This window comes from Bradyrhizobium australafricanum, from assembly GCF_020329495.1.
Lineage (GTDB): Bacteria > Pseudomonadota > Alphaproteobacteria > Rhizobiales > Xanthobacteraceae > Bradyrhizobium > Bradyrhizobium australafricanum.
Window position 1 is genome coordinate 33,485 of sequence record NZ_JAGKJL010000030.1, and the last position, 26,832, is coordinate 60,316.

The 26,832-nt window shown below is 65.6% G+C and carries 21 protein-coding genes; 7 read left to right on the forward strand and 14 right to left on the reverse strand.

The features are described from left to right. Positions 1-42 precede the first annotated feature (42 nt). Entirely contained in the window at positions 43-1,491 is a 1,449-nt protein-coding gene (locus J6525_RS25040; protein ID WP_225646700.1) for an efflux RND transporter periplasmic adaptor subunit, read from the reverse strand. Beyond that, complete coding sequence (locus tag J6525_RS25045; protein WP_225646737.1) at positions 1,481-2,950, reverse strand: efflux transporter outer membrane subunit; 1,470 nt, start codon at positions 2,948-2,950, stop codon at positions 1,481-1,483. The genes J6525_RS25040 and J6525_RS25045 overlap by 11 nt, the downstream gene beginning before the upstream one ends. 614 nt (positions 2,951-3,564) lie before the next feature. Here J6525_RS25045 and J6525_RS25050 point away from each other — a divergent pair. Next, the gene (locus tag J6525_RS25050; protein WP_057016559.1) at positions 3,565-4,599 is read left to right on the forward strand and encodes a cysteine synthase A; all 1,035 of its coding nucleotides are present in this window, start codon (positions 3,565-3,567) and stop codon (positions 4,597-4,599) included. Positions 4,600-4,850: 251 nt separating this feature from the next. Here J6525_RS25050 and J6525_RS25055 read toward each other — a convergent pair whose 3' ends face one another. Genes J6525_RS25055 through J6525_RS25070 form a run of 4 tightly spaced genes read right to left on the reverse strand, consistent with a single transcriptional unit; the run spans position 4,851 to position 9,365 of the window. Continuing rightward, positions 4,851-5,591 (reverse strand): amino acid ABC transporter ATP-binding protein, encoded by a 741-nt coding sequence (locus J6525_RS25055; protein WP_225161972.1) that lies wholly within the window; start codon positions 5,589-5,591, stop codon positions 4,851-4,853. Positions 5,592-5,602: 11 nt separating this feature from the next. Continuing rightward, positions 5,603-7,123, reverse strand: coding sequence for an amino acid ABC transporter permease (locus J6525_RS25060; protein ID WP_225646701.1), 1,521 nt, complete (start codon positions 7,121-7,123; stop codon positions 5,603-5,605). Continuing rightward, positions 7,120-8,325, reverse strand: a complete 1,206-nt coding sequence (locus J6525_RS25065; protein WP_225161970.1) for an amino acid ABC transporter permease — start codon at positions 8,323-8,325, stop codon at positions 7,120-7,122. Before J6525_RS25065 ends, J6525_RS25060 begins: the two co-directional genes overlap by 4 nt. Before the next feature lie 23 nt (positions 8,326-8,348). Beyond that, on the reverse strand, positions 8,349-9,365 hold the full coding sequence (locus J6525_RS25070; RefSeq protein WP_028331912.1) for an amino acid ABC transporter substrate-binding protein: 1,017 nt from the start codon (positions 9,363-9,365) through the stop codon (positions 8,349-8,351). Positions 9,366-9,693: 328 nt separating this feature from the next. Here J6525_RS25070 and metC point away from each other — a divergent pair, with 328 nt between their 5' ends. The 5 genes from metC (at position 9,694) to J6525_RS25095 (ending at position 15,491) form a co-directional block, all read left to right on the forward strand. Further along, positions 9,694-10,890 (forward strand): cystathionine beta-lyase, encoded by a 1,197-nt coding sequence (gene metC, locus J6525_RS25075; RefSeq protein ID WP_225646702.1) that lies wholly within the window; start codon positions 9,694-9,696, stop codon positions 10,888-10,890. A gap of 281 nt (positions 10,891-11,171) precedes the next feature. Continuing rightward, the gene (cpaB, locus tag J6525_RS25080) at positions 11,172-11,972 is read left to right on the forward strand and encodes a Flp pilus assembly protein CpaB (protein ID WP_092083935.1); all 801 of its coding nucleotides are present in this window, start codon (positions 11,172-11,174) and stop codon (positions 11,970-11,972) included. Positions 11,973-12,006: 34 nt separating this feature from the next. Then, on the forward strand, positions 12,007-13,455 hold the full coding sequence (locus tag J6525_RS25085) for a type II and III secretion system protein family protein (RefSeq protein ID WP_038377148.1): 1,449 nt from the start codon (positions 12,007-12,009) through the stop codon (positions 13,453-13,455). A 33-nt stretch (positions 13,456-13,488) separates the two neighbouring features. Next, positions 13,489-14,226 (forward strand): CpaD family pilus assembly protein, encoded by a 738-nt coding sequence (locus J6525_RS25090; RefSeq protein WP_176936961.1) that lies wholly within the window; start codon positions 13,489-13,491, stop codon positions 14,224-14,226. After that, the gene (locus J6525_RS25095) at positions 14,223-15,491 is read left to right on the forward strand and encodes a CpaE/TadZ family protein (protein WP_225161967.1); all 1,269 of its coding nucleotides are present in this window, start codon (positions 14,223-14,225) and stop codon (positions 15,489-15,491) included. Before J6525_RS25090 ends, J6525_RS25095 begins: the two co-directional genes overlap by 4 nt. A 15-nt stretch (positions 15,492-15,506) precedes the next feature. Here J6525_RS25095 and J6525_RS25100 read toward each other — a convergent pair whose 3' ends face one another. Both J6525_RS25100 and J6525_RS25105 read right to left on the reverse strand, forming a co-directional pair. Further along, positions 15,507-16,334: a tetratricopeptide repeat protein gene (locus tag J6525_RS25100; RefSeq protein ID WP_225646703.1), complete on the reverse strand. Its 828-nt coding sequence runs from the start codon at positions 16,332-16,334 to the stop codon at positions 15,507-15,509. Between the two features lie 140 nt (positions 16,335-16,474). Then, positions 16,475-16,720, reverse strand: coding sequence for a PilZ domain-containing protein (locus J6525_RS25105; protein WP_026192789.1), 246 nt, complete (start codon positions 16,718-16,720; stop codon positions 16,475-16,477). Positions 16,721-17,057: 337 nt separating this feature from the next. On the opposite strand from J6525_RS25105, the gene J6525_RS25110 reads away from it, so the two are divergent. Then, positions 17,058-18,758 (forward strand): Na/Pi cotransporter family protein, encoded by a 1,701-nt coding sequence (locus J6525_RS25110; RefSeq protein ID WP_225646704.1) that lies wholly within the window; start codon positions 17,058-17,060, stop codon positions 18,756-18,758. A gap of 49 nt (positions 18,759-18,807) precedes the next feature. Here J6525_RS25110 and J6525_RS25115 read toward each other — a convergent pair whose 3' ends face one another. From J6525_RS25115 to pbpC, 6 genes are all read right to left on the reverse strand, one after another. Continuing rightward, a complete protein-coding gene (locus J6525_RS25115; protein WP_225646705.1) occupies positions 18,808-20,610 on the reverse strand; it encodes a M23 family metallopeptidase in 1,803 nt (600 codons plus the stop codon). 198 nt (positions 20,611-20,808) lie between these two features. After that, positions 20,809-21,147: a lipid-A-disaccharide synthase N-terminal domain-containing protein gene (locus J6525_RS25120; protein WP_016845896.1), complete on the reverse strand. Its 339-nt coding sequence runs from the start codon at positions 21,145-21,147 to the stop codon at positions 20,809-20,811. Then, the gene (locus J6525_RS25125) at positions 21,147-21,938 is read right to left on the reverse strand and encodes a glycosyltransferase family 2 protein (protein ID WP_092083923.1); all 792 of its coding nucleotides are present in this window, start codon (positions 21,936-21,938) and stop codon (positions 21,147-21,149) included. The genes J6525_RS25120 and J6525_RS25125 overlap by 1 nt, the downstream gene beginning before the upstream one ends. A gap of 66 nt (positions 21,939-22,004) precedes the next feature. After that, positions 22,005-22,850, reverse strand: coding sequence for a phosphatase PAP2 family protein (locus tag J6525_RS25130; protein WP_092083921.1), 846 nt, complete (start codon positions 22,848-22,850; stop codon positions 22,005-22,007). A 1-nt stretch (position 22,851) separates the two neighbouring features. Continuing rightward, entirely contained in the window at positions 22,852-24,597 is a 1,746-nt protein-coding gene (locus tag J6525_RS25135) for an ArnT family glycosyltransferase (RefSeq protein WP_376708560.1), read from the reverse strand. Between the two features lie 82 nt (positions 24,598-24,679). After that, positions 24,680-26,791, reverse strand: coding sequence for a penicillin-binding protein 1C (pbpC, locus tag J6525_RS25140; RefSeq protein WP_512699760.1), 2,112 nt, complete (start codon positions 26,789-26,791; stop codon positions 24,680-24,682). Positions 26,792-26,832 lie beyond the last annotated feature (41 nt).

The window sequence follows — 26,832 nt, forward strand, 5'->3', positions numbered from 1 at the left end:
GTACTCGCTGTAAGATCGGACATTACGAAGTCAGGATGCCAGTCATGGCTGCGCCTTCGGCGCACCGCCCGACTGTTCGCCCCCTGCTGCCGGCGCGGGCGCCGGTCCGGTCTGCCCCTTCTGATCGCCTTCGCTGTGCTCGTGCCGGCCGCGATGCTCGCCGTCCTTGCCCTGCCAGTCTTTCTTACCGTCCTTGCCCTGCCCTTCGCCTTGACCTGCGCCGCGCTTGCCGGCGGGATTGCGGCTGCGCTTGCGCGGCGCGAGATCGGCGGCCGGCGGCCCGTCATCCTTGCCGACCACGACCTTCGCGCCATCGGCAAGATTGGCAAAGCCGGTCGTCACGACGCGGTCCGACGTGGTCAGGCCGCTGGCGATGACGGCCTCATGCTCGTTCTGCTGGGTGACCGTGACCGGCTTGGCGGTGACGATGTCGCCTTCGCCGATCACGTAGCTGAAGGTGCCGGCCGGACCGCGCTGCACCGCCGAGGTCGGCACCACGATCGCCTGCGGCAGGGTCTCGACCTTGAGCCGCACATTGACGAACTGGCCGGGCCAGAGCTGGTAGCTGGCGTTGGGAAATTCGGCCTTCAGCTTCAGCGTGCCGGTGGTCGGATCGACCTGGTTGTCGATGCCGGTCAGCTTGCCGGTATCGATCACGGTGACGCCGTCATTGCCGAACACATCGACCGCAAGCTGGCCCTTCGCCGCCGCGGCGTTGACGCGCATGATCTGCTGCTGCGGCAAACTGAACCACACCGCGATCGGCCGCAGCTGGGTCAGGATCACGAGCCCCGTGGTATCGGCGGCGTGGATGATGTTGCCCTGGTCGACCTGGCGCAGGCCGGCGCGACCGGAGATCGGCGCGACGATCTTGGTGTAGCCGAGCGTGGCGCGCGCATTGTCGATCTGGGCCTGGTCGGCCTTGATGATGGCCTCCTGCTGTGCGACCAGCGCACGCTGCGTATCGGCCTGCTGCTTGGAGCCCGCGTTGGTGGCAGCGAGCTGCTCATAGCGGGCAAGGTCTATCTTCTGATTGGCGAGCAGCGCTTCGTCCTTGGCCTTCGTGGCCACCGCCTGGTCGTATTGCGCCTGATAGATCGCCGGATCGATCTCGCCCAGAACGTCGTCCTTCTTGACGTCCTGGCCCTCGACGAAATTCACCTTGAGCAGCTTGCCGTCGACCTGCGAGCGCACGGTCACGGTATTCAGCGCCCTCACCGAACCGACGCCGTCGAGATAGACCGGCACGTCATGCACCTGCGGCGTGGCCGCCAGCACCGGCACCGGCAGGTCAGGCCGCCCGCCCGCGCCGCGCCCGCCGCCGCCATTTTGCTTGGGCTGGAAGGCGAGCCAGCCGAGATAGCCGAGCCCGCCGAGGATCACGAGCGTGATGAGCAAGGACACTATGCGCCCCAGCACGCGCGAGAGAAGGCTCCGCTTGCGCGGCGCCGTGCGTTTCTCGTCGTCCGTCGAGTCGGGCTTAAAGAGCATCGACCGGTCTTTCCATCTTCGGTTCCCAGCCGCCCCCTAATGCTTGATATAGGCTCACGATCGCCAATAGCCGGGCCAGTTGGGCCTGCGAATAGGCATCTTCCGCCTGGAACAGGGTCAGCTGCGTGTTTAGCACAGTTACGATATCGGCGGTGCCGGCCTTGAGCTGCTGCTCGGCGAGGTCGAAGGCGCGCCGCGACGACGACAGCACGTCGCGCTGCAGCTGCAGCCGGCGCGTGGTCTCGCGGATCGCGACCAGCGCATTGTCGACGTCGGTGAACGACTGCACCACCGTCTTGCGGTAGGTCTGCAGCAACTCGTCCTGCTTGGCCTTGGTGTATTCGAAATTGCCGAGGATCCGGCCGCCGTCGAAGATCGGCTGGGTCATGCTGCCGACCAGGTTGAAGAAGGCGGCATGCGGCTGGAACAGCGAGACCAGCGCCTGGCTCTGGTAGCCACCCGTCCCGGTCAGCTGGATGCTCGGGAAGAACTGCGCCCGCGCGCTGCCGACATTGGCGGTGGCGGATGCAAGCTGCGCCTCCTGCCGGCGGATGTCGGGACGCTGGGTCAGCAATTCAGACGGCAGGCCCGGCGTGACGCGCGGGATCGCAACGGCGTTGAGGGAGCCGCCGGAGACGCGCACGCTTTCCGGCGGGCGCGACACCAGCACCGCGAGCGCGTTGATATTCTGGGCGAGCGTCTGCCGCAGCGGCGGCACCAGCGCGCGCTGGTTGGCGAGCACGCTCTCCTGCTGCGCGACGTCGAGATCGGAGCCGGTGCCGGCCTTGAAGCGCTCCTTGATCGCATTGAGGATGCGCTCGGCGCTGGCGATGTTGCTCTGCGCGGTGCGAAGCCGGTCCTGCGTCGCGAGCACGGTGAAATAAGCATTAGCGACGCTCGCCAGCGTGGTCAGCGCCACCACCTCGCGGTCGAACCGGTTGGCAACGGCGGTCTCCTCCGCCGCCTGCGCGGCATCGCGGTTCTGGCCCCAGAAGTCGAGCTGATAGCTGGCGCTCAGCGAGGCGTTGTAGTTCACCACCTCGCGCCCGCCATTGGTGAGGCCGCTAGCGCTGGAGCCGGAGGTGCGCGAGTAGGTTTCCGATCCGTTGAGATTGACGGTCGGCAGCAGCGCCGCGCCGGCCTGCCGCGCCAGCGCGTCGGCCTGGCGGAAGCGTGCAACCGCAGCTGCGATGTCGAGGTTGACGGTCTGCGCCTCCTCCATCAGCTGCGTCAGCTCCCTGGAGCGGAAGCCCCGCCACCAATCGAGCGTCGGAAGCGCGTCGCCGGGCCGGCCGAGACGCGCGGCCTTGTAACCCTGCGGCACGTCGAGCGCCGGATCAGGAATGTCCTGGGTCAGGATGCAGCCGGCGCAGCCGACGACCAGGCCGAGCGCAACAAGCGAGCGTCCCGCGAGCCGGCGTGCGCGGACGGCGAGGCCGAACCGGCCTCCAGGCACCATCACGGACACAGGCTGGGTCACACCCGTTCTCCGCCGAAGCCAGACTTCGCCCGTGGCGCACGAATGACGCGTTCAGCGATGGTCTGGGTGACGTTCACGGGGGTATGCTTCCAATGGAACCTGCCTGTCCCATCCTACCCTTGGGACAATGGGGCGGACAGCCCCGTCACAATTGCGTGGCGTCGCATCGCAAGCGATTCGTAGCTACCTTGAATGCCGACTTTTCCCTATTTTTTACCGCATTTCCGCGCATTTCGGACCCGTGCCGGAAGTCACGATTCTTACAAAGATTTCATGGGGATTTCTCGGCTCCTGTTGCATTTGATCCGCAAGATGTGCCGGCGCGGCGCCAGACTCGCGCCACCACGCACCGCACCGTCAGGTTTTGATTGGCCGAGAGCGCGCAACTCACGCGAAACCGCGGACCACAGGAGGATTCTGCTGGCCGACCCGACCGCCGTAAAACGGCGTTCTCCCCAAGCTCGTGGCATCCGCGCGTGCGACGTCAAGCGTGTTGGACCCGCCTTTTGCCGCAGTGCAAAAGCCCTTCCCTTTTTCGATCAGCACACTAGGTTCGCCAAGCAAGATACAGCCCGGCAAAGAAATTCCCCGACATGATATTCAACAAAGACGTCATCGAAGCGATCGGCAACACCCCCCTCATCAAGCTGAAACGCGCGTCCGAACTGACCGGCTGCACCATTCTCGGCAAGGCCGAATTCATGAACCCGGGCCAGTCGGTGAAGGATCGTGCCGGCAAATGGATGATCCTGGAGGCCGAGAGGCGCGGCACGCTGAAGCCCGGCGGCCTTGTGGTGGAGTCGACCGCGGGCAATACCGGGATCGGGCTTGCTGTCGTAGCGAGTGCGCGCGGCTACCGCACCCTGATCGTCATTCCGGAGACGCAGAGCCAGGAAAAGAAGGACATGCTGCGGTTGTGCGGTGCCGAGCTGGTCGAGGCGCCTGCGCTGCCCTTCGCCAATCCGAACAACTATCAGCATCTCGGCAGGCGTCTCGCCGAGCAGCTGCGCAAGACCGAACCGAACGGCGTGCTGTTTGCCGACCAGTGGAACAACCTTGACAATCCCAAGGCGCATTACGACTCGACCGGACCGGAAATCTGGCAGCAGACCGACGGCAAGGTCGACGGCTTCATCTGCTCGGTCGGCACCGGCGGCACGCTTGCCGGCATCAGCCGCTACCTGAAGGAAAAGAACCCGGCCGTCGTCACCGCCTGTGCCGATCCGCACGGCTTCGGGATGTACGAACTGTTCAAGAATGGGCAGGTCAAATCGACGCCGGGCGATTCGATCACGGAAGGCATCGGGCTTGGACGCGTCACGCCTGTGGTCGAGACGGCGAAGGTCGACACTGCGTTCCTGATCTCCGACGAGGAAGCGGTGACCATCATCTATGAGCTTTTGGAGCACGAAGGCCTGTGCCTCGGCGGCTCGACCGGCGTCAACATCGCGGGCGCGATCCAGCTCGCCAAGCAGCTCGGCCCCGGCAAGACCATCGTCACCATCCTCTGCGACTCCGGCAACCGCTATCAGTCCAAGCTATTCAACCCGGCCTTCATGCGCTCGAAGAACCTGCCGGTCCCGGAATGGCTGGAAAAGCGCAGCAAGATCGAGCTGCCGCTGGTCTAGAGCTTTTCCCGTTCCGATGGAATCGGAACGGGGCTCTAGATTCTTGTTTTGACGCGTTTTCTTCACGCGAACCGGTATCCACTTCGCTCGAAAACGCTCTAGGGAGCGAATGGCGTCCCGCAGACGTCATTGCGAGGAGCTATTGAGACGAAGCAATCCATGCTTCCGATGCGCAAGATTGGATTGCTTCGCGGTGTCTGTCATCCGGCGGCGCTTTGCGCCGACCGGGTGGCTCGCAATGACGGCAGAAATCACCGCAGAATCTGGCTCAGGAACAGCTTCGACCGCGCATGCTGCGGGTTGGCGAAGAATTCCTGCGGCGTGTTCGATTCGATGATCTGGCCCGCGTCCATGAAGACGACGCGGTTGGCGACCTCGCGGGCAAAGCCCATTTCATGGGTCACGACCAGCATGGTCATGCCCTCCCTGGCAAGATCGACCATGGTGTCGAGCACTTCCTTTACCATCTCCGGGTCGAGCGCCGAAGTCGGCTCGTCGAACAGCATCACCTTCGGGTTCATGGTCAGCGCGCGGGCGATCGCAACGCGCTGCTGCTGACCGCCCGACATCTGGCCGGGAAACTTGTTGGCCTGATGCGGGATCTTGACCCGCTCGAGGAACTTCATTGCAGTGGCCTCGGCATCCTTCTTCGGGATGTTGCGCACCCAGATCGGCGCCAGCGTGCAGTTGTCGAGCACGGTGAGATGCGGGAACAGGTTGAAGCTCTGGAACACCATGCCGACCTCGCGGCGGACTTCGTCGACACGGCGAAGGTTCGGGCCGAGGTCGATGCCGTCGACCACGATCTCGCCCTCCTGGAACTCCTCCAGCGCGTTGATGCAGCGGATCAGGGTCGACTTGCCCGAACCGGACGGGCCGCAGATCACGATGCGCTCCCCCTTGCCGACCTCCAGGTTGATGTCGCGCAGCACGTGGAAGTCGCCGTACCATTTGTTGAGAGCGGAAATGTTGACGATCGGGGTTGTGGACATGGTGACCTTGTTCAGTGGCGGCGGTGAGCGTTGAGCCGGTTTTCGACGAACAGCGAGTAGCGCGACATTCCAAAGCAGAACACGAAGTAGATCATTCCAGCGAAGGCGAAGCCGGTAAAGGCCGTCGTCGGCGTCGACCAGGTCGGATCGGAGAACGTCGCATGCAACGACCCCAAGAGGTCGAACAACGCGACAATCGAAACCAGCGACGTGTCCTTGAACAGCGCGATGAAGCTGTTGACGAGACCCGGAATCACGTGGCGCAGCGCCTGCGGCATCACGATCAGCGACGTGGTCTTCCACCAGGACAGGCCGAGCGCGCTCGCCGCCTCGCCCTGCCCGCGCGGGATCGCGGCAAGGCCGCCGCGCACCACCTCGGCCTGGTAGGCGCCGGCAAACAGCGCGATGCCGATCAGCGCGCGAACCAGCCCGTCAACGTTGAAGTTGCCCGGCAGGAACAGCGGCAGCATATAGGTTGCGAAGAACAGCACGGTGATCAGCGGCACGCCGCGCCAGAACTCGATGAAGGCGATCGAGAAGATCCGGATCAGCGGAATGGTCGAGCGGCGGCCCAGCGCCAGCGCGATCCCGATCGGCATCGAGGTGACGATGCCGGTGACCGACACCACCAGCGTCACCAGGAGGCCGCCCCACAGCCTGGTGTCGACGATGGGCAGTCCGCCGCGGTCGAGCCCCATCAGCTTGATCACGATCGCGATGCCGGCAAAGCTCGCGAGGCTCCCGAGCAGCGCGCGTTGTCCGGTTCGCATGCCGCCGCCGAGGAAAAACAGGATCAGCGAGACGATCGCCGCGGTCAGCAGGAAGTCGAACCACAGCGGCTGGTCCGACATCCGGAGCTGCTCGCGCAGCCAGGTCAGCGGAAAGATCAGCCAGCCGATCAGGCTGCCGGCGAGTACGATGATGTTGCCGACGGCCCACAGCAGCGGCCCGATCGCCGAACTCCGGCTGAGATTGACCAGCGCCTGGCCGGCATTGACGACGCTGTCGTCGAACAGCTGCAACAGGCTCGCGACCCAGCTGACGCCGAAACCGGCTAGTCCGCCGCCGCGCAGCAGGAAAAAGGCGACCGCCGGGAACGCGAAGAAGAACAGGCTCGCATTCAGGCCCTTCGCCGGCAGGCGCGGAATAAGGAGTGGCAGCAACAGGACGGCCGCGAGGACGAAGGTCAGGTTGACGCGCCAGCGTTCGGCTTCCGGATAGAAGCCGTAGATCAGCTGGGTGAGCTTGGCCTGGATATAGGGCCAGCAGGCGCCGACCTGACGGCCGGCGGTCTCGGCGAGGCATGCATTGCGGTCCTTGCCGCTCCAGACCGCATCGACCAGCAGGAACTTGAACGCGGGTACGATCGTGTACCAGAGCAGCCCCAGCGCCAGGATCGTCAGCAGGATGTTGGTCGGCGAATTCAAGAGTCGCGTGCGGATGAAGCCGACGAGGCCGGTGGTCTTCACCGGCGCCCGGCGTTCGGGCACCAGGTCTTGCCGGACAAAGGATGACGCGGTGACGTCGGTCATGCCCCAAGGCTCCGGTTGATGCGCCAGCCATAGACGCTCATGATCGCGCTGGTGACCAGCGAGATCAGGAGGTACACGCCCATGGTGATGGCGATGATCTCGATCGCCTGGCCGGTCTGGCTCAGCGTCGTGCCGGCGAATACCGAGACCAGGTCGGGATAGCCGATCGCGACCGCCAGCGACGAATTCTTGGTCAAGTTGAGGTACTGGTTGGTCAGCGGCGGAACGATGACGCGCATCGCCTGCGGCACGACGATCAGCCGCAAGGTGGTGCCGCGCGACAGGCCGAGCGACGAGCCGGCTTCCATCTGTCCCTTATGGACCGACAGAATGCCGGCGCGGACGATCTCGGCGATGAAGGCCGCCGTATAGGTCGACAGCGCGACCACCAGCGCAACCAGCTCCGGAATCACCCGCGCACCGCCGGCGAAGTTGAAGCCCTTGAGTTGCGGCAGCTCGAAGGTCACCGGCAGCCCGAACACCAGCATCGTCACCAGCGGCAATCCGGCCAGCAGGCCAAGCACATAGGGCCAGATACGGATCGCCTGCCCGCGTTGAAACAGCGCCCGCCTTGCGTAGCCGCGCAGCGCCAGCGCGCCTGCGATGCCGATCGCAAGCGCGATCAGAAACGGATCAAGTCCGGGCTCGCCGATCGGCCGCGGAATCACCAGCCCACGATTGGAGAGGAAAAAAGCGTTGAACAGCGAGATGCTCTGGCGCGGCCCCGGCAGCGCCGCCAGCACCGCGAGGTACCAGAACAACAGCTGGAACAGCAGCGGCAGATTGCGCACGATCTCGACATAGATCTCGCCGAACCGCGCCAGCAGCCAGTTCGGCGACAGCCGGCACAGCGCAATGATGAAGCCGATGATGGTGGCGAAGACGATGCCAATGCCCGCAACCAGCAGCGTGTTGAGCAGGCCGACGAAGAACACCCGCGTATAGGTGTCCGACCCCGAATACGGGATCAGGTTCAGGCTGACATCAAATCCCGCATTGTTCTTGAGAAACCCGAACCCGGAGGCAATGCGCTGCGTCTCCAGGTTGGCGCGGGCATTGGCCACGATCTCATAGGCTACCCAGGCCAACACCGCCGCGAACACGATCTGCACGGCAAGGCCAGTCCAGCCGGACTGGCCGCCGAGCACGCGCTTCAGGCGGAAGATGAACTGCGGCGGTGGTTTTCGGGGCTCGGTCGTCATCGCCGCAGCCGCCTCGTCGCCAATCAGCGGATCGGAGGCGCGTACTGGATGCCGCCCTTATTCCAGAGATTGTTGAGCCCGCGTGCGATCTGCAGCTTCGATCCGGCGCCGACGTTGCGATCGTACATCTCGCCGTAATTGCCGACGGCCTTGATGATGCGGGAGAACCAGTCCTTGGTCAGGCCGAGCTGCTCACCGAGATTGCCGTCGGTGCCGAAGGCGCGCTTGAGGTCGGGCTTGTCCGACTTGGCCATCTCGTCGACGTTCTTCTGGGTGACGCCGAGTTCCTCGGCATTGATCTGGGCGAACAGCGCCCACTTCACGATGTCGAACCACTGGTCGTCGCCATGGCGAACCATCGGGCCGAGCGGCTCCTTGGAGATGATCTCGGGCAGCACGACGTGGTCGGCCGGGTTGGCGAGCTTCAGCCGCTGCGCATAGAGCTGGGACACGTCGGAGGTGAACACGTCGCAACGGCCGGTCTCGTAGGCCTTCACGGTCTCGTCGGCGCCGGCGAACGCGATCACCTCGTACTTCATGTTGTTGCCCTTGAAGTAGTCGGCGAGGTTCTGCTCGGTCGTGGTGCCGGTCTGCACGCAGACCGACGCGCTGTTCAGCTCCAGCGCCGAGTTCACCTTCAGCGACTTCTTCACCAAAAAGCCCTGCCCGTCATAATAGGTCACGCCGGTGAAGTTGGCGCCGAGCGAGGTATCGCGCGACAGCGTCCAGGTGGTGTTGCGCGACAGCACGTCGATCTCGCCCGACTGCAGCGCGGTGAAGCGGTCCTTGGCCGACAGGGGCACGAACTTGACCTTGGACGGATCGTCGAAGATCGCCGCCGCGATGCCGCGGCAGATGTCGACGTCGATGCCGGTCCAGTTCCCCTTGTCGTCCGGCGACGAGAAGCCCGGCAGGCCGCCGCTGACGCCGCAGGACAGCTGGCCTCGGTCCTTGACCGTCTTGAGGGTTTGCGCCGAGGCAGCCTGGACCGACAGGGCGGCGGCAGCGGCAAGGGTGACAGCCAGGGATACGCGTTTCATGGGCGGGGCCTTTCAGGGTCGTCCGGTGGACGTTTGCATTGCGATCGCCTCGCGTTCACGGGCCATCCCAATGATCCCTTGCAGCAAAAATGCCGATTTGACCGGCAGTTTGACCTGCAAACCGGTCAGGCAACGGATCGTAGGTCGCGGCAGGCCCCTCAACGTGCGGCGACTGGTAGTTGCGCCGCATCACATAGCGACTGACGAGCCGGGTCAAGGGGTTGACGCATGTCTTCTACCTCTTGTTAGTAACACCTCCCGGCCCGGCCCCGTCTTCCCGACGCGGTACGGCTGCGGCAAAAAGTCTAAAGTTTAACGGCAGCGCTCCATGACCTCCTCCGACGGCTCCACGCCCTCCCACCCGCAACAGGCCGCCACCCGCCTGGTCACGGCCGGCCGCGACACCAAGGCCCAGAAGGGCTTTGTCAATCCGCCGGTGTTTCACGGCTCGACCGTGCTCTATCCGACCGCGGAGGACCTCCACGCCCATCGCGCCGAATTTACCTATGGCCGCCATGGCAGCCCGACCACGCGGGCGCTGCAGGACGTGCTGATGGCGCTGGAAGGCCCGCAATGCGCCGGCGTCGGCCTCGCCCCGTCGGGACTGGCGGCGATCAGCACCACGCTGCTCGCCGTACTCAAAACCGGCGATCACCTCCTGGTATGCGACAATGCCTATCGGCCGACCCGCAATTTCTGCGACAACATGCTCAAGCGCTACGGCATCGAGACCAGCTATTTCGATCCGCTGATCGGCGCCGGCATCGAGACGCTGTTCAAGCCGAACACCCGCGCCGTGCTGATCGAAGCGCCCGGCTCGCAGACGTTCGAGATGCCGGACGTGCGGGCGATATCGGCCGTGGCGCACGCCTGCGGCGCGCTCATGATCGACGACAACACCTGGGCGACGCCGCTCTATCACCGCTCGCTCGAACAGGGCGTCGACATCAGCATGCAGGCCGGCACCAAATATATCGGCGGCCACTCCGACATCATGTTCGGCACCATCGCAGCCAATGCGAAAGCCTGGCCGCTGATCCAGGAGGCGATCCGCCTGCTCGGCGTCTGCGCCGGCCCCGACGACGTCTATCTCGCGCTGCGCGGGGTTCGCACGCTATCGGTGCGGCTTGCGCAGCACCACCGCTCCGGACTCGAGATCGCGCGCTGGCTCGGCGCGCGGCCCGAGGTCGATCGCGTGCTGCACCCTGCGCTCGACACCGATCCCGGGCACGCGATCTGGAAACGCGACTTCACGGGCGCCTCCGGGTTGTTCAGCATCGTGCTGAAGCCGGTGCCGCAGACCGCGGTCGATGCAATGCTGAACGCGCTCACCCTGTTCGGCATGGGCTTTTCCTGGGGCGGCTTCGAAAGCCTCGCGATCCCGTTCGACTGCAGCGACTATCGCACCGCGACCAAATGGTCGCCGGGCGGGCCGACGCTGCGGCTGCATATCGGGCTCGAGAATCTCGACGACCTCAAGGCCGATCTCGACCGTGGATTTGCGGCGTTGAAGGCCGCGCTCTGATCCTCGCGCCCTGCCACGTTAGACGACATTAACCACGCTCCACCGGCGCTGACGCCGCGTTGCGACCAACGTCGTACGTCTTAAGCACGCGCGATCCCCGGGATTCTGCGGAGATGCAACGGCGCCGATAACCCGCCGTTCACCATCCCCGCCAATCCCTTAATTGTCCGGACCTTCCATCAAGTTCCCTTATACTTTTGCGGCCGTAGTGATGCCTCGGGAAGGGCTGTCAGTGCCGCAAGGACGCGATTGCCCTGTGTGAAGGGCATTCAGACAATCGCATGAAAACGGCACGCATCGTGGTCCTCGGCATCGCCGGCGTCGCAGGCCTCGCGGCCATGTATCTCGCGAGCGTTGGCGATCGCAAACCGGCGCCGGTCGCGCCGCCCGTCGCGCAACTGCCGACCGTCGAAGTGCTGGTCGCAAAGTCCGACATCGGGCTCGGTCAATCGGTCAAGGCCGAAGACATCCAGTGGCAGCGCTGGCCGGCTGAAACTGCAAGCAGCGCGTTCATCCGTCACGACGCCAACGCCAATGCCATGAACGACGTCATCGGTTCGATCGCACGCGCGCCCTTCATCGTCGGCGAACCGATCCGCGAGCAAAAGCTGGTCAAGGCCAATGGAAGCGGCTTCATGGCCGCGATCCTGCCCTCCGGCATGCGCGCGATCTCCACCGAAATCTCGCCGGAGACCGGCGCCGGCGGCTTTATTCTGCCGAACGACCGCGTCGATGTGATCCTGTCGCGTCGCGACAAAAATCCCGACCAGCAAGGCGGCCGCGATATCGTCACCACTGAAATCCTGCTGTCCAACGTCCGCGTGCTGGCGATCGACCAGGCGCCGAAGGAGAAGGACGGCAACAACTCCCTCGTCGGCAAGACCGTGACCCTCGAGCTCAAGCCCGAACAGGCCGAGACGCTGGCGCGCGCCCGGCAGAGCGGAACGCTGGCGCTGGCGCTGCGCAGCATCGCCGACGTCAACGAGCAGATCGACGAGACCAGAGACCATGCCCCGAAGCGGGGCGAGAGCATCAAGGTGGTGCGTTTCGGCATCCCGAGCTCTCTGACGACACAGAAGTGATGGGGGCTTCGATATGACGACGGGTGCGAAACAAATGGCGACGTCGACCACGCTGGTCCGCGCGCTGTCATTGTCGGCGATCACTGCGCTGATGCTGATCCCTGCCCTTGCCAGCGCGACCGATCCCGACAAGAACGCGGATGTCGCGGTGACCAGCAGCATCGCCGCCAAGACGCGCTCCGTCTCGCTCGGCGTTGGCAAGTCGGTCGTGGTCGACCTGCCGCGCGAGGCCAAGGACGTTCTGGTCGCCGATCCCAAGATCGCCAACGCCGTGATCCGCTCGGCGCAGCGCGCCTATATCATCGGCGCGGCGGTCGGCCAGACCAATGTGGTGTTCTTCGACGCCGACGGCAACCAGGTCGCCTCCTACGACATCGCGATCAAGCGCGACCTTAACGGAATGCGCGCCGCGCTGAAGCAGATGCTGCCCGGCGTCCAGATCGAGGGCGTCGGCGACAGCGTCGTCCTGACCGGCACGGTGGCAAGCCCGGTCGAGGCCCAGCAGGCCGGCGACATCGCCGCCAAACTGGTCGGCAGCGCCGACAAGGTCGTCAATTCCATCGTGGTCCGCGGCCGCGACCAGGTGATGCTGAAAGTCACTGTCGCCGAAGTCCGCCGGGACGTCGTCAAGCAGCTCGGCGTCGACCTCAGCGCCAACATGAACTACGGCACCGCCGCGGTGGTCTTCAACAACGCCAACGCCTTCACCGCCAATAACGGTGCGCTCGCCCCCAACAACGGGCTGACGGGCGCAGCCCTGAACAAGCTCGGCGTGCCGACCGTCACCGCGACGCTGCGCGCGATGGAGAGCGCGGGCGTGGTCAAGACGCTGGCCGAGCCCAACCTCACCGCGATCTCCGGCGAGTCGGCGACCTTCATTTCGGGCGGCGAGTTTCCGATTCCGACCGGCGTCACCTGCCAGACGACGACGTCGGGCACGATCGGCAATTGCGTGCAGACCGTCAGCTTCAAGAAGTTCGGCATCTCGCTCAACTTCACGCCGGTGGTGCTGACCGAGGGACGGATCAGCCTGAAGGTGATGACCGAGGTCTCCGAAGTCTCGATGGAGAACGCCCTGACCGGCGGCCAGAACGGCACGACCATTCCCTCGATCAAGACCCGCCGCGCCGACACCACGCTGGAAGTACCCTCCGGCGGCTCGATCGCGATGGCCGGGTTGATCCAGGAGCAGACCAAGCAGGCCATCAACGGCATGCCCGGCGTCGATCAGATCCCGATCCTCGGCCAGCTCTTCCGGAGCCAGGACTTCGTCAACAACGAGACCGAGCTCATGGTCATCGTGACGCCCTACGTGGTGCGCGCCGTTGCGCAGAAGGAGCTGTCCCGTCCCGACGACGGATTTGCCCCGGCTTCCGACGCGCAGTCGGCACTGCTGGCGCGCGTCAATCGCATCTACGGCGTCGCCGCCCGCAGCGAGCCGATCGGCGCCACGCCGGTCAATTTCGGCTTCATCATCGACTGAGGCGCGGACCTGAAGGGGTTGGGGGATCCTATGATGACACGCAACACACAAGCCGGTCGTGCCAGGACGCTGTCGCTGTTCGGCGCCCTCGTCGTCAGCGCGATCGCACTCGGCGGCTGCAATCTGACGGGCGATGTTGTCACCGGCACGGTGCCCGACGACTACCGGCAGCGGCATCCGATCGCCGTCACCGAAGGCGAGCAATCGATCGTCGTCTTCGTCGGCCGCGCGCGCGGCAACCTCACCGAAACGCAGCGCGACGACGTCATGGGGCTAGCGCGCACCTGGCGCCGCGAAGGCACCGGTGCGATCGCGATCGACGTGCCGGCCGACAGCTCGAACGCGCGCTCGGCACAGGCGGTGTATCAGGAGATCCGCGGCCTGCTGGCGTCGATGGGCGTGCCCGCCCATGCCATCACCAGGCGCTCCTATCATCTCGACGATCCGCGCGCGCTTCCGACCATTCGGCTGAGCTATCCGAAGATGGCCGCCGTCGCCGGTCCCTGCGGAGTGTGGCCGGCCGACCTCGGTCCCTCGATCTACAATCCGAGCTACAACGAGAACAAGCAGTACGACAATTTCGGCTGCGCCACGCAGCGCAACCTTGCAGCCATGGTCGCCAATCCATCCGACCTCGAACAGCCGCGAACCGAGACCGCAGCCTATACGCCGCGCCGTACGATCGCGTTCGATAAATACCGCAAGGGTGAGTCGACCGCGACCGCCTACCCCGAAGCCGAGAAAGCCAAGTTGAGCGACGCCGCGAAATGACCGAACAGCAAGACGAGCCGCAGCACGCCAACGATTACATCGCGCCGGCGCCGCGGATTTCCGTGCAGGCGTTCTGCGCCAGCGTCGCGACCGCCGCGAACGCACGCGCGGCTGCCGACGACCGCCGGCTCGCCAAGGCTCATCTCTCGGTCCATATGGGCGGCATCGCCGCGGCGATCGACGCCTACCACAAGGCGCCGACGCCCAATGTCATCATGCTGGAGACCGAGCCGGATCATGATTTCCTGGCCGGTCTCGACGAGCTCGCCACGGTCTGCGATCCCGGCACCCGCGTCGTGGTGCTCGGCAGGCCCGGCGAGACCGCACCGTATCGCGAATTGGTCCGGCGCGGCGTCAACGACTACGTCATCGGGCCGGTCAAGGTGCTCGACATCGTGCGCTCGATCTGCAGCCTGTTCTCGGCCTCCGAAGCGGTCTCGGTCGGCCGCCTGATCGCGGTCGCGGGCGCCAAGGGCGGCGTCGGCGCCTCGACCATTGCCCACAATGTCGCCTGGACCATCGCACGCGACCTCGGGCTGGACTCGGTCGTCGTCGATCTCGACCTCGCCTTCGGTACCGCCGGGCTGGACTATAATCAGGACCCGGTGCAGGGCATCGCCAACGCCGTGTTCTCGCCCGAACGTCCGGACTCTGCCTTCATGGAACGCCTGCTCGCAAAGTGCGGCGATCATCTCAGCCTGCTGGCGGCGCCGGCCACCCTCGACCAGGTCTACGATTTCGGCGCCGAGGCGTTCGATGCGATCTTCGATACGATGCGCATGACGACGTCCTGCATCGTGCTCGACGTGCCGCATCAATGGACCGCCTGGACCAAACGCGTGCTGGTCGGTGCCGACGATATCCTGATCGTGGCCGAGCCCGACCTCGCCAACATGCGCAACACCAAGAACATGATGAACCTGTTGAGGACCGCGCGTCCGAACGACCGTCCGCCGCTCTACTGCCTGAACCAGGTCGGCATGTCGAAGCGCCCCGAGATCGAGGTCAAGGATTTCGCCAAGACGATCGAGAGCCAGCCGATCGCGGCGATCCCGTTCGACTGCAGGCTGTTCGGTGAAGCCGCCAACAATGGCCAGATGATCGCGGAAGTCTCCGCGCGTCACCGCACCACAAGGACTTTTCTGCAGATCGCGCAGCGCCTCACCGGCCGGCCCGACCTCGCCGAAGCCCGCGAGTCATTCCTGTCGCCGATCCTCAAGAAGCTGCAGTCGCGCCGAAACGACGGGCGCCGGGCCGCCGGCTAGTGTCCCGGTAGCGCACTAGTCGCGGCGACTGGCTGCGACCGGGATCTTCTCGGCGTCGGTGCGGCTCGCATCCCTGCGCGCCAACAACCGCTTCAGCGCGGCGACGTTGGCTGAGCCCTGCTCCGCCGGCAAATCGGCCTTCATGATGGTTTCCGCCTCGGACTGGCGGCCCTGCAGGCCAACCACGACGGCGAGATTGGTCCGCACCCGCATGTCGCCGGAGGCGCGCTCTCGCGCGCGGCGCAGCGTCTCCTCGGCCTTCGGCAGGTCCTTCGACAGCAGGTAGGACAGCCCGATATTGGAGAGCACTGACGGATCGTCAGGCACGATCTTCAGCGCGCTCGCATAATACTGCCGCGCTTCGTCGTGGCGGTCGAGCTGGTCGAGCACGGCGCCCTGCGCCGACAGGATGCGCCAGTCCGGATCTTCCGGGGTATGCGCGCGCCCGAGCACGTCGAATGCCTGCTGGAAATTGCCGTTGTCGGCGAGCGCCCGTCCGTAGCCCGCGAGCAGCGCCTTGTTGCTGGGCTGCGCCAGCACCGCCTGCTCCATGACGGCGACCGCCTGGGCCCGCTGGCCGGTGGCGCGCAACGCCCGGGCGTATTTCAGCGCGGCGTCGGTGTCTTTCGGGTTGGCGCGGACGCGCTCGTGGTAGGTCGCGATGTCGCGCCGCGGATCGGCCGGCGCCGGCGTGGCCTCCGCCGTGTCGCCCAATGAGCCGGTGATGTCAGACGGGCCGGACGTTTGACAGGCAGACAACCCGATCAGCAGGATCGCGGCAGATACTACCGTGCCCGCGAGACGGCGCGCGCGGCCTGAGGGTCGGGGGAATTTCTCAAACATAAAGCGAGACTCGGAACGGCGAAGGTTCCGGGATGCTCACAGCTTAACCCTAAGGTCCGGTTAAGGATGCCATCATGTCGCCGTCATCCGGCCCAGATGCGGTGCCGGACGCCTGGCGAGACAGCAGCCAAATGGCAGATTCAATCGACGAACTGGGCGCCGAACTCGTGCCCGATTTGCCAGGCCAGCCGGCACTGACGCGGACTGCCGGTCGAAAGGATGATGGTGAATTCCGGCGGGATCTCCAGATATTCGGCGATCACCTTGACGCCGCCGGCCGAAATATCGGTGATCATGCAGTCGCGTGGCAGCGACCCTGTGCCCAGCTGAATTTTGGCGACGCTCCGGCACGGGCGGCGTTCGCTCTTGCGGCGATTCATAAACATTCTGATCCCCAAGCCTTTCTGGGCAACTTCCTGGCCTATCGTCATAGCGGGGAAAGATTGGAAACTGCCTAGCGGAACCCATCGCAATTGAGCGGTCGCGTTCGAGATTCGTTTACCGGGGGGCGCCCTCGCCGGGAGACACGAGCTTGATCAATCAAAGATTGAATAGTTGAATGATATGTGCTGCAGGTCGAATGAGGTCTCCCTGATGGGCCGCCTCACTCGATAGCCTGCGTCGTTCCCGCCGTGGTCGCATGAGAACAAAAAGGGGTTGATCGCCAGTCGATAGACGATACCTATGTTCATTCGACTCGAATTCGCCGGGATGCCAGGAAGCATGGGAAGCATTGTTCTGCTCGATCTGATGGGGGGCGTGGCGCTCCTGCTGTGGGGCCTGCACATGGTCCATAGCGGGATTCTGCGCGCCTTCGGGCCGGATTTGCGGTTGCTGCTCGCCCGGGCGCTGCGCAATCGCTTTACCGCCCTTGGCGCCGGTCTCGGCCTGACCGCCCTGCTCCAGAGTTCGACCGCGACTGCCCTGATCACCAGTTCCTTCGCCGCCGAAGAGATCGTCAGCCTGGTGCCGGCGCTTGCGATCATGCTCGGCGCCAATATCGGCACCACGCTGATCGTGCAGGTGCTGTCGTTCAACGTCGCCGCCATCGCGCCGGTTCTGTTCATTGTCGGCCTCGTCGCGTTCCGCAGCGGGCCGCGCTCCCGGATCAAGGATCTCGGCCGCGTCTCGATCGGCCTCGGCCTGATGCTGCTGGCGCTGCACATCCTGCTCGATACGATGGCGCCCGCCGAGAATGCTCCGGGCGTGCGCGTGTTCCTGGGCGCGATCACCAGCGATCCCGTGCTCTGCATCCTGATCGGCGCCGTCGTCACCTGGCTGGTCCATTCCAGTGTCGCCAGCGTGCTGCTGGTGATGTCGCTGGCCTTTTCCCAGTTCATCTCGCCCTATGCCGCATTTGCGCTGGTGCTCGGCGCCAACCTCGGCAGCGCCATCAATCCGTTGCTGGAGGGCGCGCGGCGCGACAATCCGGCGAGCTACCGGCTGCCGGTCGGCAACCTCGTCAACCGCGTCATCGGCATCCTGCTGGTGGCGCCGTTCCTGCGCCCGATCACCGAGATCATCTACGCCTGGCAGCCCGATCTCGCCAAGGCGACTGCGCTGTTCCACATCGCCTTCAACGTTGCGACCGCGCTGCTGTTCATCGGCGTGCTCGACCACATGGCGCGGCTGCTTGAGCGTTTGCTGCCGAAGCGAGCGCAGGAGACCGATCCATCACGGCCGCGCTATCTCGACGAGAGCGCGCTGGAGACGCCTTCACTGGCGCTGGCCGATGCGGCGCGCGAGGTGCTGCATATGGGCGATCACACCGAGGCCATGCTGCGCAAGGTGATGGCGGCGATGCTGACCAACGATCGCGCCCTGGTCGACCAGGTGTCGAAGATGGACAACACCGTCGACCGGCTGAACGAGGCAATCAAGCTTTACGTCACGAAACTCACCCGCGGCAGCCTGGACGAGCGCGAGGGTCAGCGCGCGATGGAGATCGTCGCGTTCGCGATCAATCTCGAGCATATCGGCGACATCATCGACAAGAACCTGAGCGAGCTCGCGACCAAGAAGATCAAGCATCGCCTGCAATTCTCCAGCGAAGGCGCCGAGGAATTGTCGGCATTCCACAAGCGCACGATCGACTCGCTGCGGATCGCGTTCGGCGTGTTCATGTCGGGTGATGCCAACGAGGCGCGCAAGCTGCTCACCGAGAAGGCGGCGCTGCGCGCGGCCGAATTGGCCGCCGTCGAGCGCCATCTGGAGCGCCTGCGCGAAGGCCGGCCCGAAACCATCGAGACCACTTCGCTGCATCTCGACGTGCTGCGCGACCTTCGCCGCATCCATTCGCACATCTGCTCGGTCGCCTATCCCGTGCTCGATGCCGCCGGCGAGACCGCCGCCGATCGCGAGAGCACCACCATGGAAGCGACCGAGGTTGCGGCGCCCGTGCCTTCGAGCTCTCCGGGTTCCTGACCCCGGCAAGGCCCGCCGCGCCGGCATGGCGTGATGCGATCTACGCTCGCTATGTCGGCGGCCGATGTTCGGAGCCGAAACGCCGCTGCGGAAGCGCGGAGACGGAGGCCAGTTGGTCGATGCTGTCACGCTGGCGATCGAAAGCCCCGAGCAGATCGCCTTGCAGCAGCCGGCCGCCCGACAGCTTCATCCGAAGCGGATCGACGTTGCGGCCGTTGATCCGCACCTCGTAATAGAGGTGCGGTCCGGTCGAGAGCCCGGTCGATCCGACAAAGGCGATCGTCTCGCCCTGACGAACGCGGTCTCCGATCTTCAGCCCGGGCGGGAAGTTCGCGACGTGGGCATAGGTCGTCTCATAGCCGCGGTCGTGCCGCACGCGGATATATTTCCCGTACCCGCGTTCGTACCCTTCGGTCTCGACGACGCCGGCGCCCGCGGCCGCGATGGGCGACCCATAGGGCGCCGCATAATCGACGCCCTCATGGAAACGGCGGTCGCCAAGGATCGGATGAATCCGCCAACCAAAGCCATCGCCGAGCCGCCCGCTCACCACCGGCTTGCGCAACAGGAATTTGGTGATGGACTGGCCGGTCTCATCATAGAAATCGGAGCTGCCATCGTCCGGCGCCGTGAAGCGATAGTACCTGCGGGTCTGTCCGCCCGCCGTCAAATCGATGAAGACCAACTCCGGCTGACCGATGTCGTTCGGCGCGTAGATGATCTCAGCCACATCGGCGTCGCCGAGCGGCTCGTCGAGGTCGAAATCGCGGCCACAGAGCCGCATCAGTTCAGCAACGATCCCCTGGTCGACGTGGTTGGAGCGCGCGAGCGCGTCAAGGCCGTCACGCAGCGTTTCGCCTGGAACGGAATGCGTATCGATCGACTCACGCAGCGGGCTGTCGCTCCGCACGGCGATGTCGGGCTGTTCCGGCACGATCGGCTGGTATTGGCCGCCATCGGTGCGACCGACGGCCGAAACATCGGAGCCGGCCCGTTCGATCGACACCTTCGCAACATGGCCGCGCGGCGAACCGGAGTCTTCGCCTTGTTCGACGACCGTGATTTTCTCGCCACCGGACAGCGTCTCCAGAGCACTAGGCGACGGGAAAGCGGCCAGGATCGCCGGCGCGTCCTCCGCGGCGGCCGCCAGCGCCCGCAGAATGGCGGACAGCGTGTCGCCGCTTCTCGCGATAATGACATGTCGACGGTGACGCGACGACGAAGGCGACTTCGGAAAATTGGTGACGTTGACAGCCTCACCGATCGGAGCCGGCGGATGATGCGGCACGTCTTCACCGTCAGCATAGGCGCTGGTGCCGCCCGGCAGTGGGCGCCGCGATGGACCCGTCCGTATGATGGCCGGCAACTCCGACAGCAGGTCGCGTCGCGAGCCCGGTCGCGCGTCGTCCTTTTCGTCTCCCCGCGCTTCCTGGTGTGGTTCGAGATCGATCTCCGCGAGCCGCGCTGACACGCGGGTAAATCGACGGACCGCGCCGGCATCGCTCAGCTGCTCAATCTTGAGCGCAGCGGAATTGCCCTGCGGGCCGAGCCTCCGGTCGAGACGATCGCCGCGTCGCGCCTCGTCAACTACCTGCCCTGCGAAGCGCGGAAGTGACACGACCGGCGCGGCTGCGAATCGCGCGTGATCGCCAAACGCCCCGCGAAGCGCGCCGGCAAGAAGAGCGACGGCGGCGGATCCGATCAGAATCGTCCCCGCCATCCAGCGGAGGCTGACGGCGCGCCGGTCAGGCAATTTGCGCTCGCCGGTCAGCGGTGGCTCGTCAAGCGACGGAATATCGCGGACGCTCGATAGATAACCACCCGCTTTCGTCGCTTCGTCACGGCTGGTCATCAACGCCCCTCATCCCCTGGGGCACGGTCTCGAGATGCCGCCACGCCCACGGCAAGCCGTAGATGCCATGCGGCTTGGGGCGAATGTTTGACCTTGGTTCAGATTCGGTCGCAATTGATGCCGGGCTGAGCCCGATGCTGGAATCTATCGAGATTCCCGAACAAGGCCTACCGCTCGCCGCTCCGACGATGACGGCAATCAGCTATCGAGCGTCTTCGACCCGCGGCCGCGGTTCTTCACGATCAGCATGATGTTGCGGATGTAGATCAGCGTGGCCAGCCCCTGCCCGATGATGATGACGGGCTCGCGCTTGGCAAGCCCGTAGATCAGCGTCATCAGGCCGCCACCCATCGAAAAGAACCAGAACGCCATCGGCACCACGCTCTGGCCGGCGCGTTCGCTGGAAATCCACTGCACGAGGAAGCGCGCGGTGAAGAACAGTTGCGCGATCAGGCCGAACGCCAGCCAGAAGTCGAACTTGGCGATGAACACGTCGTAGAGATAGGCGCTCAGCGCCTGACCGTACTGAATCAGCATCACTTCACCTCGGTCACGCCTGGCACGCCAGCGACATCGGGCACCTCAGCGACCACTTCAGTGACGACCGGCGTCGGCTTCTTGCGGCGGATCAGCCACCACACGCCACAGAGATCCATAATCCCGATCCAGAGCCGGTCGAAGAATCCATAGTTCGACACGCCGGAATGGCGCGGCCGATCGACGACGTCGACATAGGCAATCGCCAACCCCTCGCGGCGGACCAGCGCCGGAAGAAAACGATGCAGCCCGTCGAAGTAAGGCATCGCCAGAAACACCTCGCGCGGAAACGCCTTCAGGCCGCATCCGGTGTCGCGGGTGCCGTCGCGCAGGATGATGCCGCGCACCGTGTTGGCGATGCGCGATTGCAGCTTCTTGAAGCCGGTGTCCTTGCGGCCGACGCGCTGGCCCGCGGCGAGGCCGACGCGGCCGTTGCCGCTCTCGACCGCCGCGATCAGGTCCGGCAGGAAGGCGGGATTGTTCTGCCCGTCACCGTCGAGCGTCGCCACGATCGCGCCGCGTGCCGCGCGCACGCCGCTGCGCACGGCCGCCGACTGGCCCGACGAGACCGCGTGGCGGAGCTGCCGGAGATTGGGCCGCTCGGCCATGATCGCGCTGAGCCGCTCGCCGGTGGCATCCGTCGAGCCGTCATTGATGTAGATGATCTCGTAGGCCCAGCGTCCGTCGAGCGCGGCCGCGATCTCGGCGATCAGCGGCGCGATATTGTCCGCCTCGTTGCGCACAGGCACGACGATGGAAACGGCGACCGGCGTCTGGTCGGGAGCAGGCAAATCGGCACTCGTGGTTGGTGTTGTCGGCGATGGAACCAGCCCGATCCGACCGTCGGGCGACCGCTTTTATGGGGCGAAGGCGCTCCTCGCAACCCTTTTGAGACGCCCGTCCGACGGTCCTGACAGCGCCACCACAGTGCCGTCGCGATGAATGGCAAAACCAAGGCGGCGGGCGGCGAACCAGTAGCGCACGACCATTGCGCCGATCACCCCGACCAGCGCACCGGCCACCACGTCGCTCGGATGATGCGCCAGCAGCACGAGCCGGGTCGCGGCGATGACCAGCGCATAGACCAGCATCGCGAACCGCGCGCCCGGCCACACCGCGGACACCGCAAAGGCAAGTGCGAACGCCGTAATCGAATGTCCCGACGGAAAGCTCGAATAGGCCTCGGTGCCGGCGAAATGCTGGAAGTTGAAGGCATTGGCCTTGCCGCCGACAAAGGGCCGCCCGCGGCCGACGATCCACTTGATCAATTCACCGACAGCGACCGAGAGCACGACCGACAGAAACAGGTATTGCAGCCTTGTCCCGAAGCCAAGCAAGGTGGCGCGCGGCACGCCGCGCAGCGCAGGCGCCGCCAGCGCGACCGCGATCAGCAGCAGGCCAAGCGCGCACAGCACATACTCGTCCTTGCCGAAATCGGTGAGCGTCTTCACCCACCACAGACCCGGCGTGCCGCGTGGCGGCATCAGACTGATCTCGGTGACATCGAACGCATACATCAGCGTGATGATCACGCCGCCGACGATGACGACGAGCAAAAGTCCGTGGCGCGCGGAGCGGCGCGCCGCCTCGGCGCGGCGCGAATGCGACGGTGCCCGCACGAGCTGGGCAAAGGACAGCCAAACCAGTGTCAGCAATCGTCCGAAATAATTGGCGGATTCCGGGGTGGCTGGAAGCGCCGGCATGTCATTCCGTCCCTTCGGAACGGAAGATCGCGATCGAGACCGCCTTGCCCTGCGAGATGTTGTAGCCCTCGACGCGCACCGGCGCGTTGTAGCGCAGGCCGATCGCCTCGGCGCGCTGCACGAAGGCGCGCTCCGAGCGCTGTTCGACCAGCGCGAAGCGGCAGGAGCCCTGCCCGAGGAAATCCGCGGCGCCCGATCCGTCGGTGAGAAGCGTCGAGGTATCGGTCATGAAGACGAGGCTCGGCTCGTGGAAGCCGGCGGCTGCCGCCTTCGGGCCGACGCAGGTCACGTTGCGCAAGGCGCGTGCGACCTCCTGGCTCGGAAATACGGTGGTAAGCCGCGGCAGCACCACACCATAGGTGCCGGCTGCCATCAGCGCCGCGGCAATCACCGCATTGAGCAGCGAGCGCTCGGCGCGGCTGTCCTCGAACAACCACCACGCGATCAGGCCGAACACCATCGCAACGGCGAACAACGGCCAGGCCGGAAACACCGGCTGATGGATCGCCTTGATGGCGCCGACGATCACCAGCACGGCACCGAATGCGGGGATCGCGAACCACCAGGCGGCGCCCCGCAACAGCCAGGGCGAGCGCGACAGCACGCGCCGCTCCAGCGCGCCGACGGTCAGGATCGCGATCGCCGGATAAAGCGGCAGCACGTAATGCGGCAGCTTGGTCAGCACGGCCTCGAACACGATCCAGGACGGGATCAGCCAGGCCAGCAGGAACTGCGCACCGGGCTCGCGCCGCGCCCGCCAGACCGCAGGCGCCGCCATGCCGGCGAGCGGCGCACCGGGCCAGAACGTGATCCAGAACAGCAGCAGATAGACTCCAGGGGGCGCACCGTGGGATTCCTGCGCACCGAGCTTGCTCAGCATGTCGCCGCCGACCGAGTCGGCAAAGAAGGTCTCGCCGGCGCGCAGGAAGATCAGCACGAACCACGGCAGCACCAGCACCAGGGTCCACATCAGGCCCCAGACCGGGCGCATGCGCCAGAACCAGGCCGCCGATCGGTCGAGAATCGCAAGCCCCGCCATCGCAAGGCCGACGAACATCAGGATCAGCGGCCCCTTGAGCAGGATGCCGACCGCCAGTGCCGTCCAGAAGACCGCGGGCGGACCCCATGACGGGTGTGCGGGATCCTCGCCGCGCTGCCACGACAGATAGACTCGCGCCATCGCGCCCATCGCCGCGGTGACGGTCAGCAGTAGCATCGCGTCGGTCTTGGCGAGCCGCGCTTCGACCCCGAGCAACACGCAGCTTGCCATCATCAGGGCGGCCAGCACCGCCCCCTGCCGCGTCACGAAGGCCAGCGCCGTCCAATAGGTCAGCAAAACGGCGCCGATGGCGCCGATCAGGGACGGCAGGCGGTAGACCCAGATGCGGACCTGGGCGCGCGGCACCCCGAGCGCGGAGACGGTCTTCAGCGCCGCCGCCTGCATCCAGTAGATGCCAACCGGTTTCTTGTAACGGACATCGTCCTGGAAGCGGATGTCGACGAAATCGCCGCTCTCGACCATCTGCTTGGTCGCCTGGGCAAAGCGGACCTCGTCACGGTCGACCGGCGGGATGGTGAAGAAGCCCGGCAGGAACAGCACCAGGCAGGTCAGCGTCAGGAACAGGATCGAACGCCATTGGCTGGCCGTTACGAACTCGAACGCCATGAACAGCCTGCGGCTCGAATGCGCAGGTTTTACAGACTGTTGCCCTGCTCCGAAGCGCCGGGGTTGGAGGCCATCCACCATGGGTTTCGCATACGATGAAACCGCAGCGCAAACAACTGTGCTGTTCCGCTTTCCGACCGTGCCGCTCCGCTTTCCCGTGCGATCATTGCACGCGGATCACAACGGTATCCGCGGCCCCCGTGGCATCGATCACGGTGAGCCGGGCGAAGCCCGGCCCCGGCGGGTCGATCAGGCGCTGGCGCCGGCTGTCGATGTCCCCGGCTGAGACACCATTCACGAGCACCGTCAGCGGCAGCACCCCGCCGGCAACCTTGACCGGCATCGGCGCATTGCGGCCGTCCTCGGAATGATCGACATCGATGCGCGAGCCGTTCAGCGGAAACTGGATGTGCGGAGCCTGGTCGTTGCCGCTACGGACCAGTTCGCCGAGCGGCCGGAAGCGGCGCAGCGGCGGCGGCAGTTTCGCGTTGGAGGCGACCAGAACGCCGCGTGGCGGCTTCGGCAATGCCGCCGGGATTTTGCCGGTGCGCGCAAAGGCGTCGAACAGGATGGGTGCCGCGGCCGTACGGCCGACTAAACCCGGCACCGGCGCGCCGTCGGGACGGCCGACCCAGACGCCGATCGTGACGCGGCCGTCGAAGCCGACCGACCAGGCATCGCGATAGCCGTAGCTGGTACCGGTCTTGAACGCGATCCGGTTGTGCACGCCGTTCTCCGGCGGCGGCGTGCCGAGCAGGACGTTGCCGACCTGCCAGGCCGCAGCCTGATCCATCAGCCGCATCGTGTCGCGGCCGTCATTGGCCTGGATGATCTCGCGCAGCGGCTTGGTGGCGCCAAGCCGCGCCAGGCCGGAATAGAGCTGGGCGAGATCCTGCAGCGTGATGCCGACACCGCCGAGACCCATCGCAAGGCCCGGCGCCTCGTCCTTCGGCAGCACGAGACTGGTGCCGGCCTGCTTCAGCCGCGACGACAGCCGGCTGGCACCGACCCGGTCGAGCAGCGCGATCGCCGGCACGTTCAGCGACAATTGCAGCGCCTTGCGGATCGGCACCGTGCCCTGAAACGTCATGTCGAAATTTTCCGGCGCGTAGGTGCCGAAGCGGATCGGCCGGTCCTCGATCAGGCTGTCGGGATGGACAAAGCCATCTTCGAAGGCAAGGCCATAGATGAACGGCTTCAAGGTCGAGCCCGGCGAGCGCACCGCGCGCGTCATGTCGACCTGCCCGGCCCGCCGCTCGTCGAAATAATCCGCCGAGCCGACGCGCGCGAGCACGTCGCCCGTCTCATTGTCGACCACGACGATCGCAACCGAGACATCAGGCCCCTGCGCAATGGCACGGTCGCGCGCCAGCGCCTCCAGGTTCCGCTGCAGCGTGGCGTCGAGCGTCAGCTTGATGACCGGCGCATCCTTCATCGTCGCGATCGCCTGATCGGACGAATGCGGCGCCAGGATGGGAATCTGCTTGCGCATCTTCGGCACCGCCGTCGCCGTGGCTTGCACGGCATCGTCCTTCGACACCACGCCATCCTCGACCATGCGCTCGAGCACGCGGTCGCGCGCGGCGTGGGCGGCGTCCGAGTAACGATCGAGCCGCCGCCGCTCCGGCGATTGCGGCAGCGCCACCAGCAGCGCGGCTTCGGCGAGCGACAGCCGCTTCGGCTCCTTGCCGAAATAGGCGATCGAGGCGGCGCGGACGCCCTCGAGATTGCCGCCGAACGGTGCCAGCGCGAGATAGAGATCGAGGATCTGGTCTTTCGAGAGCTGCCGCTCCAGTTCGACCGCGCGCACCATCTGCCGCAGTTTTGCGTAGACCGAGCGCTGGTGACGCGGCTCGATCAGCCGCGCCAGCTGCATCGTGATCGTCGAACCGCCCGAGACGATATGGCCGCTGGTGAGCAGCTGGAATGCGGCGCGCGACAGCGCCAGCGGATCGATGCCGTGATGCTCATAGAAGCGCTTGTCCTCATAGGCGAACAACAGCTTCAGATAGGTGGGATCGACCGACGCCTTCGCGTCGACCGGCAGCCGCCAGCGCCCGTCCGCCATCGCATAGGCGCGGAGCAGCTTGCCGTTGCGATCGATCACCGTGGTCGAGACCTGCTGCGCCTTGTCGAGCGGCAGCGGCCCGAGCGACACGACCCAGGCGGCGAATGCGCCGGTGATCGCAATAAGCGCGACGGCCATTGCGACCGCGACGCGGAGCGCCAGCCGCCCGCTGCGCTTGTCATGCCCGGGCTTGACCCGGGCATCCACATCCTTCGTTCGCATGGACGCGCCTATGAATGGCCGGGTCA

What these genes read in the sequence shown, in the direction of transcription:
- J6525_RS25040 (WP_225646700.1), bottom strand. Translation starts at nt 1,491, where the DNA reads ATGCTCTTTAAGCCCGACTCGACGGACGACGAGAAACGCACGGCGCCG.
- J6525_RS25045 (WP_225646737.1), bottom strand. Translation starts at nt 2,950, where the DNA reads ATGGTGCCTGGAGGCCGGTTCGGCCTCGCCGTCCGCGCACGCCGGCTC.
- J6525_RS25050 (WP_057016559.1), top strand. Translation starts at nt 3,565, where the DNA reads ATGATATTCAACAAAGACGTCATCGAAGCGATCGGCAACACCCCCCTC.
- J6525_RS25055 (WP_225161972.1), bottom strand. Translation starts at nt 5,591, where the DNA reads ATGTCCACAACCCCGATCGTCAACATTTCCGCTCTCAACAAATGGTAC.
- J6525_RS25060 (WP_225646701.1), bottom strand. Translation starts at nt 7,123, where the DNA reads ATGACCGACGTCACCGCGTCATCCTTTGTCCGGCAAGACCTGGTGCCC.
- J6525_RS25065 (WP_225161970.1), bottom strand. Translation starts at nt 8,325, where the DNA reads ATGACGACCGAGCCCCGAAAACCACCGCCGCAGTTCATCTTCCGCCTG.
- J6525_RS25070 (WP_028331912.1), bottom strand. Translation starts at nt 9,365, where the DNA reads ATGAAACGCGTATCCCTGGCTGTCACCCTTGCCGCTGCCGCCGCCCTG.
- metC (WP_225646702.1), top strand. Translation starts at nt 9,694, where the DNA reads ATGACCTCCTCCGACGGCTCCACGCCCTCCCACCCGCAACAGGCCGCC.
- cpaB (WP_092083935.1), top strand. Translation starts at nt 11,172, where the DNA reads ATGAAAACGGCACGCATCGTGGTCCTCGGCATCGCCGGCGTCGCAGGC.
- J6525_RS25085 (WP_038377148.1), top strand. Translation starts at nt 12,007, where the DNA reads ATGGCGACGTCGACCACGCTGGTCCGCGCGCTGTCATTGTCGGCGATC.
- J6525_RS25090 (WP_176936961.1), top strand. Translation starts at nt 13,489, where the DNA reads ATGACACGCAACACACAAGCCGGTCGTGCCAGGACGCTGTCGCTGTTC.
- J6525_RS25095 (WP_225161967.1), top strand. Translation starts at nt 14,223, where the DNA reads ATGACCGAACAGCAAGACGAGCCGCAGCACGCCAACGATTACATCGCG.
- J6525_RS25100 (WP_225646703.1), bottom strand. Translation starts at nt 16,334, where the DNA reads ATGTTTGAGAAATTCCCCCGACCCTCAGGCCGCGCGCGCCGTCTCGCG.
- J6525_RS25105 (WP_026192789.1), bottom strand. Translation starts at nt 16,720, where the DNA reads ATGTTTATGAATCGCCGCAAGAGCGAACGCCGCCCGTGCCGGAGCGTC.
- J6525_RS25110 (WP_225646704.1), top strand. Translation starts at nt 17,058, where the DNA reads ATGGGAAGCATTGTTCTGCTCGATCTGATGGGGGGCGTGGCGCTCCTG.
- J6525_RS25115 (WP_225646705.1), bottom strand. Translation starts at nt 20,610, where the DNA reads ATGACCAGCCGTGACGAAGCGACGAAAGCGGGTGGTTATCTATCGAGC.
- J6525_RS25120 (WP_016845896.1), bottom strand. Translation starts at nt 21,147, where the DNA reads ATGCTGATTCAGTACGGTCAGGCGCTGAGCGCCTATCTCTACGACGTG.
- J6525_RS25130 (WP_092083921.1), bottom strand. Translation starts at nt 22,850, where the DNA reads ATGCCGGCGCTTCCAGCCACCCCGGAATCCGCCAATTATTTCGGACGA.
- J6525_RS25135 (WP_376708560.1), bottom strand. Translation starts at nt 24,597, where the DNA reads ATGGTGGATGGCCTCCAACCCCGGCGCTTCGGAGCAGGGCAACAGTCT.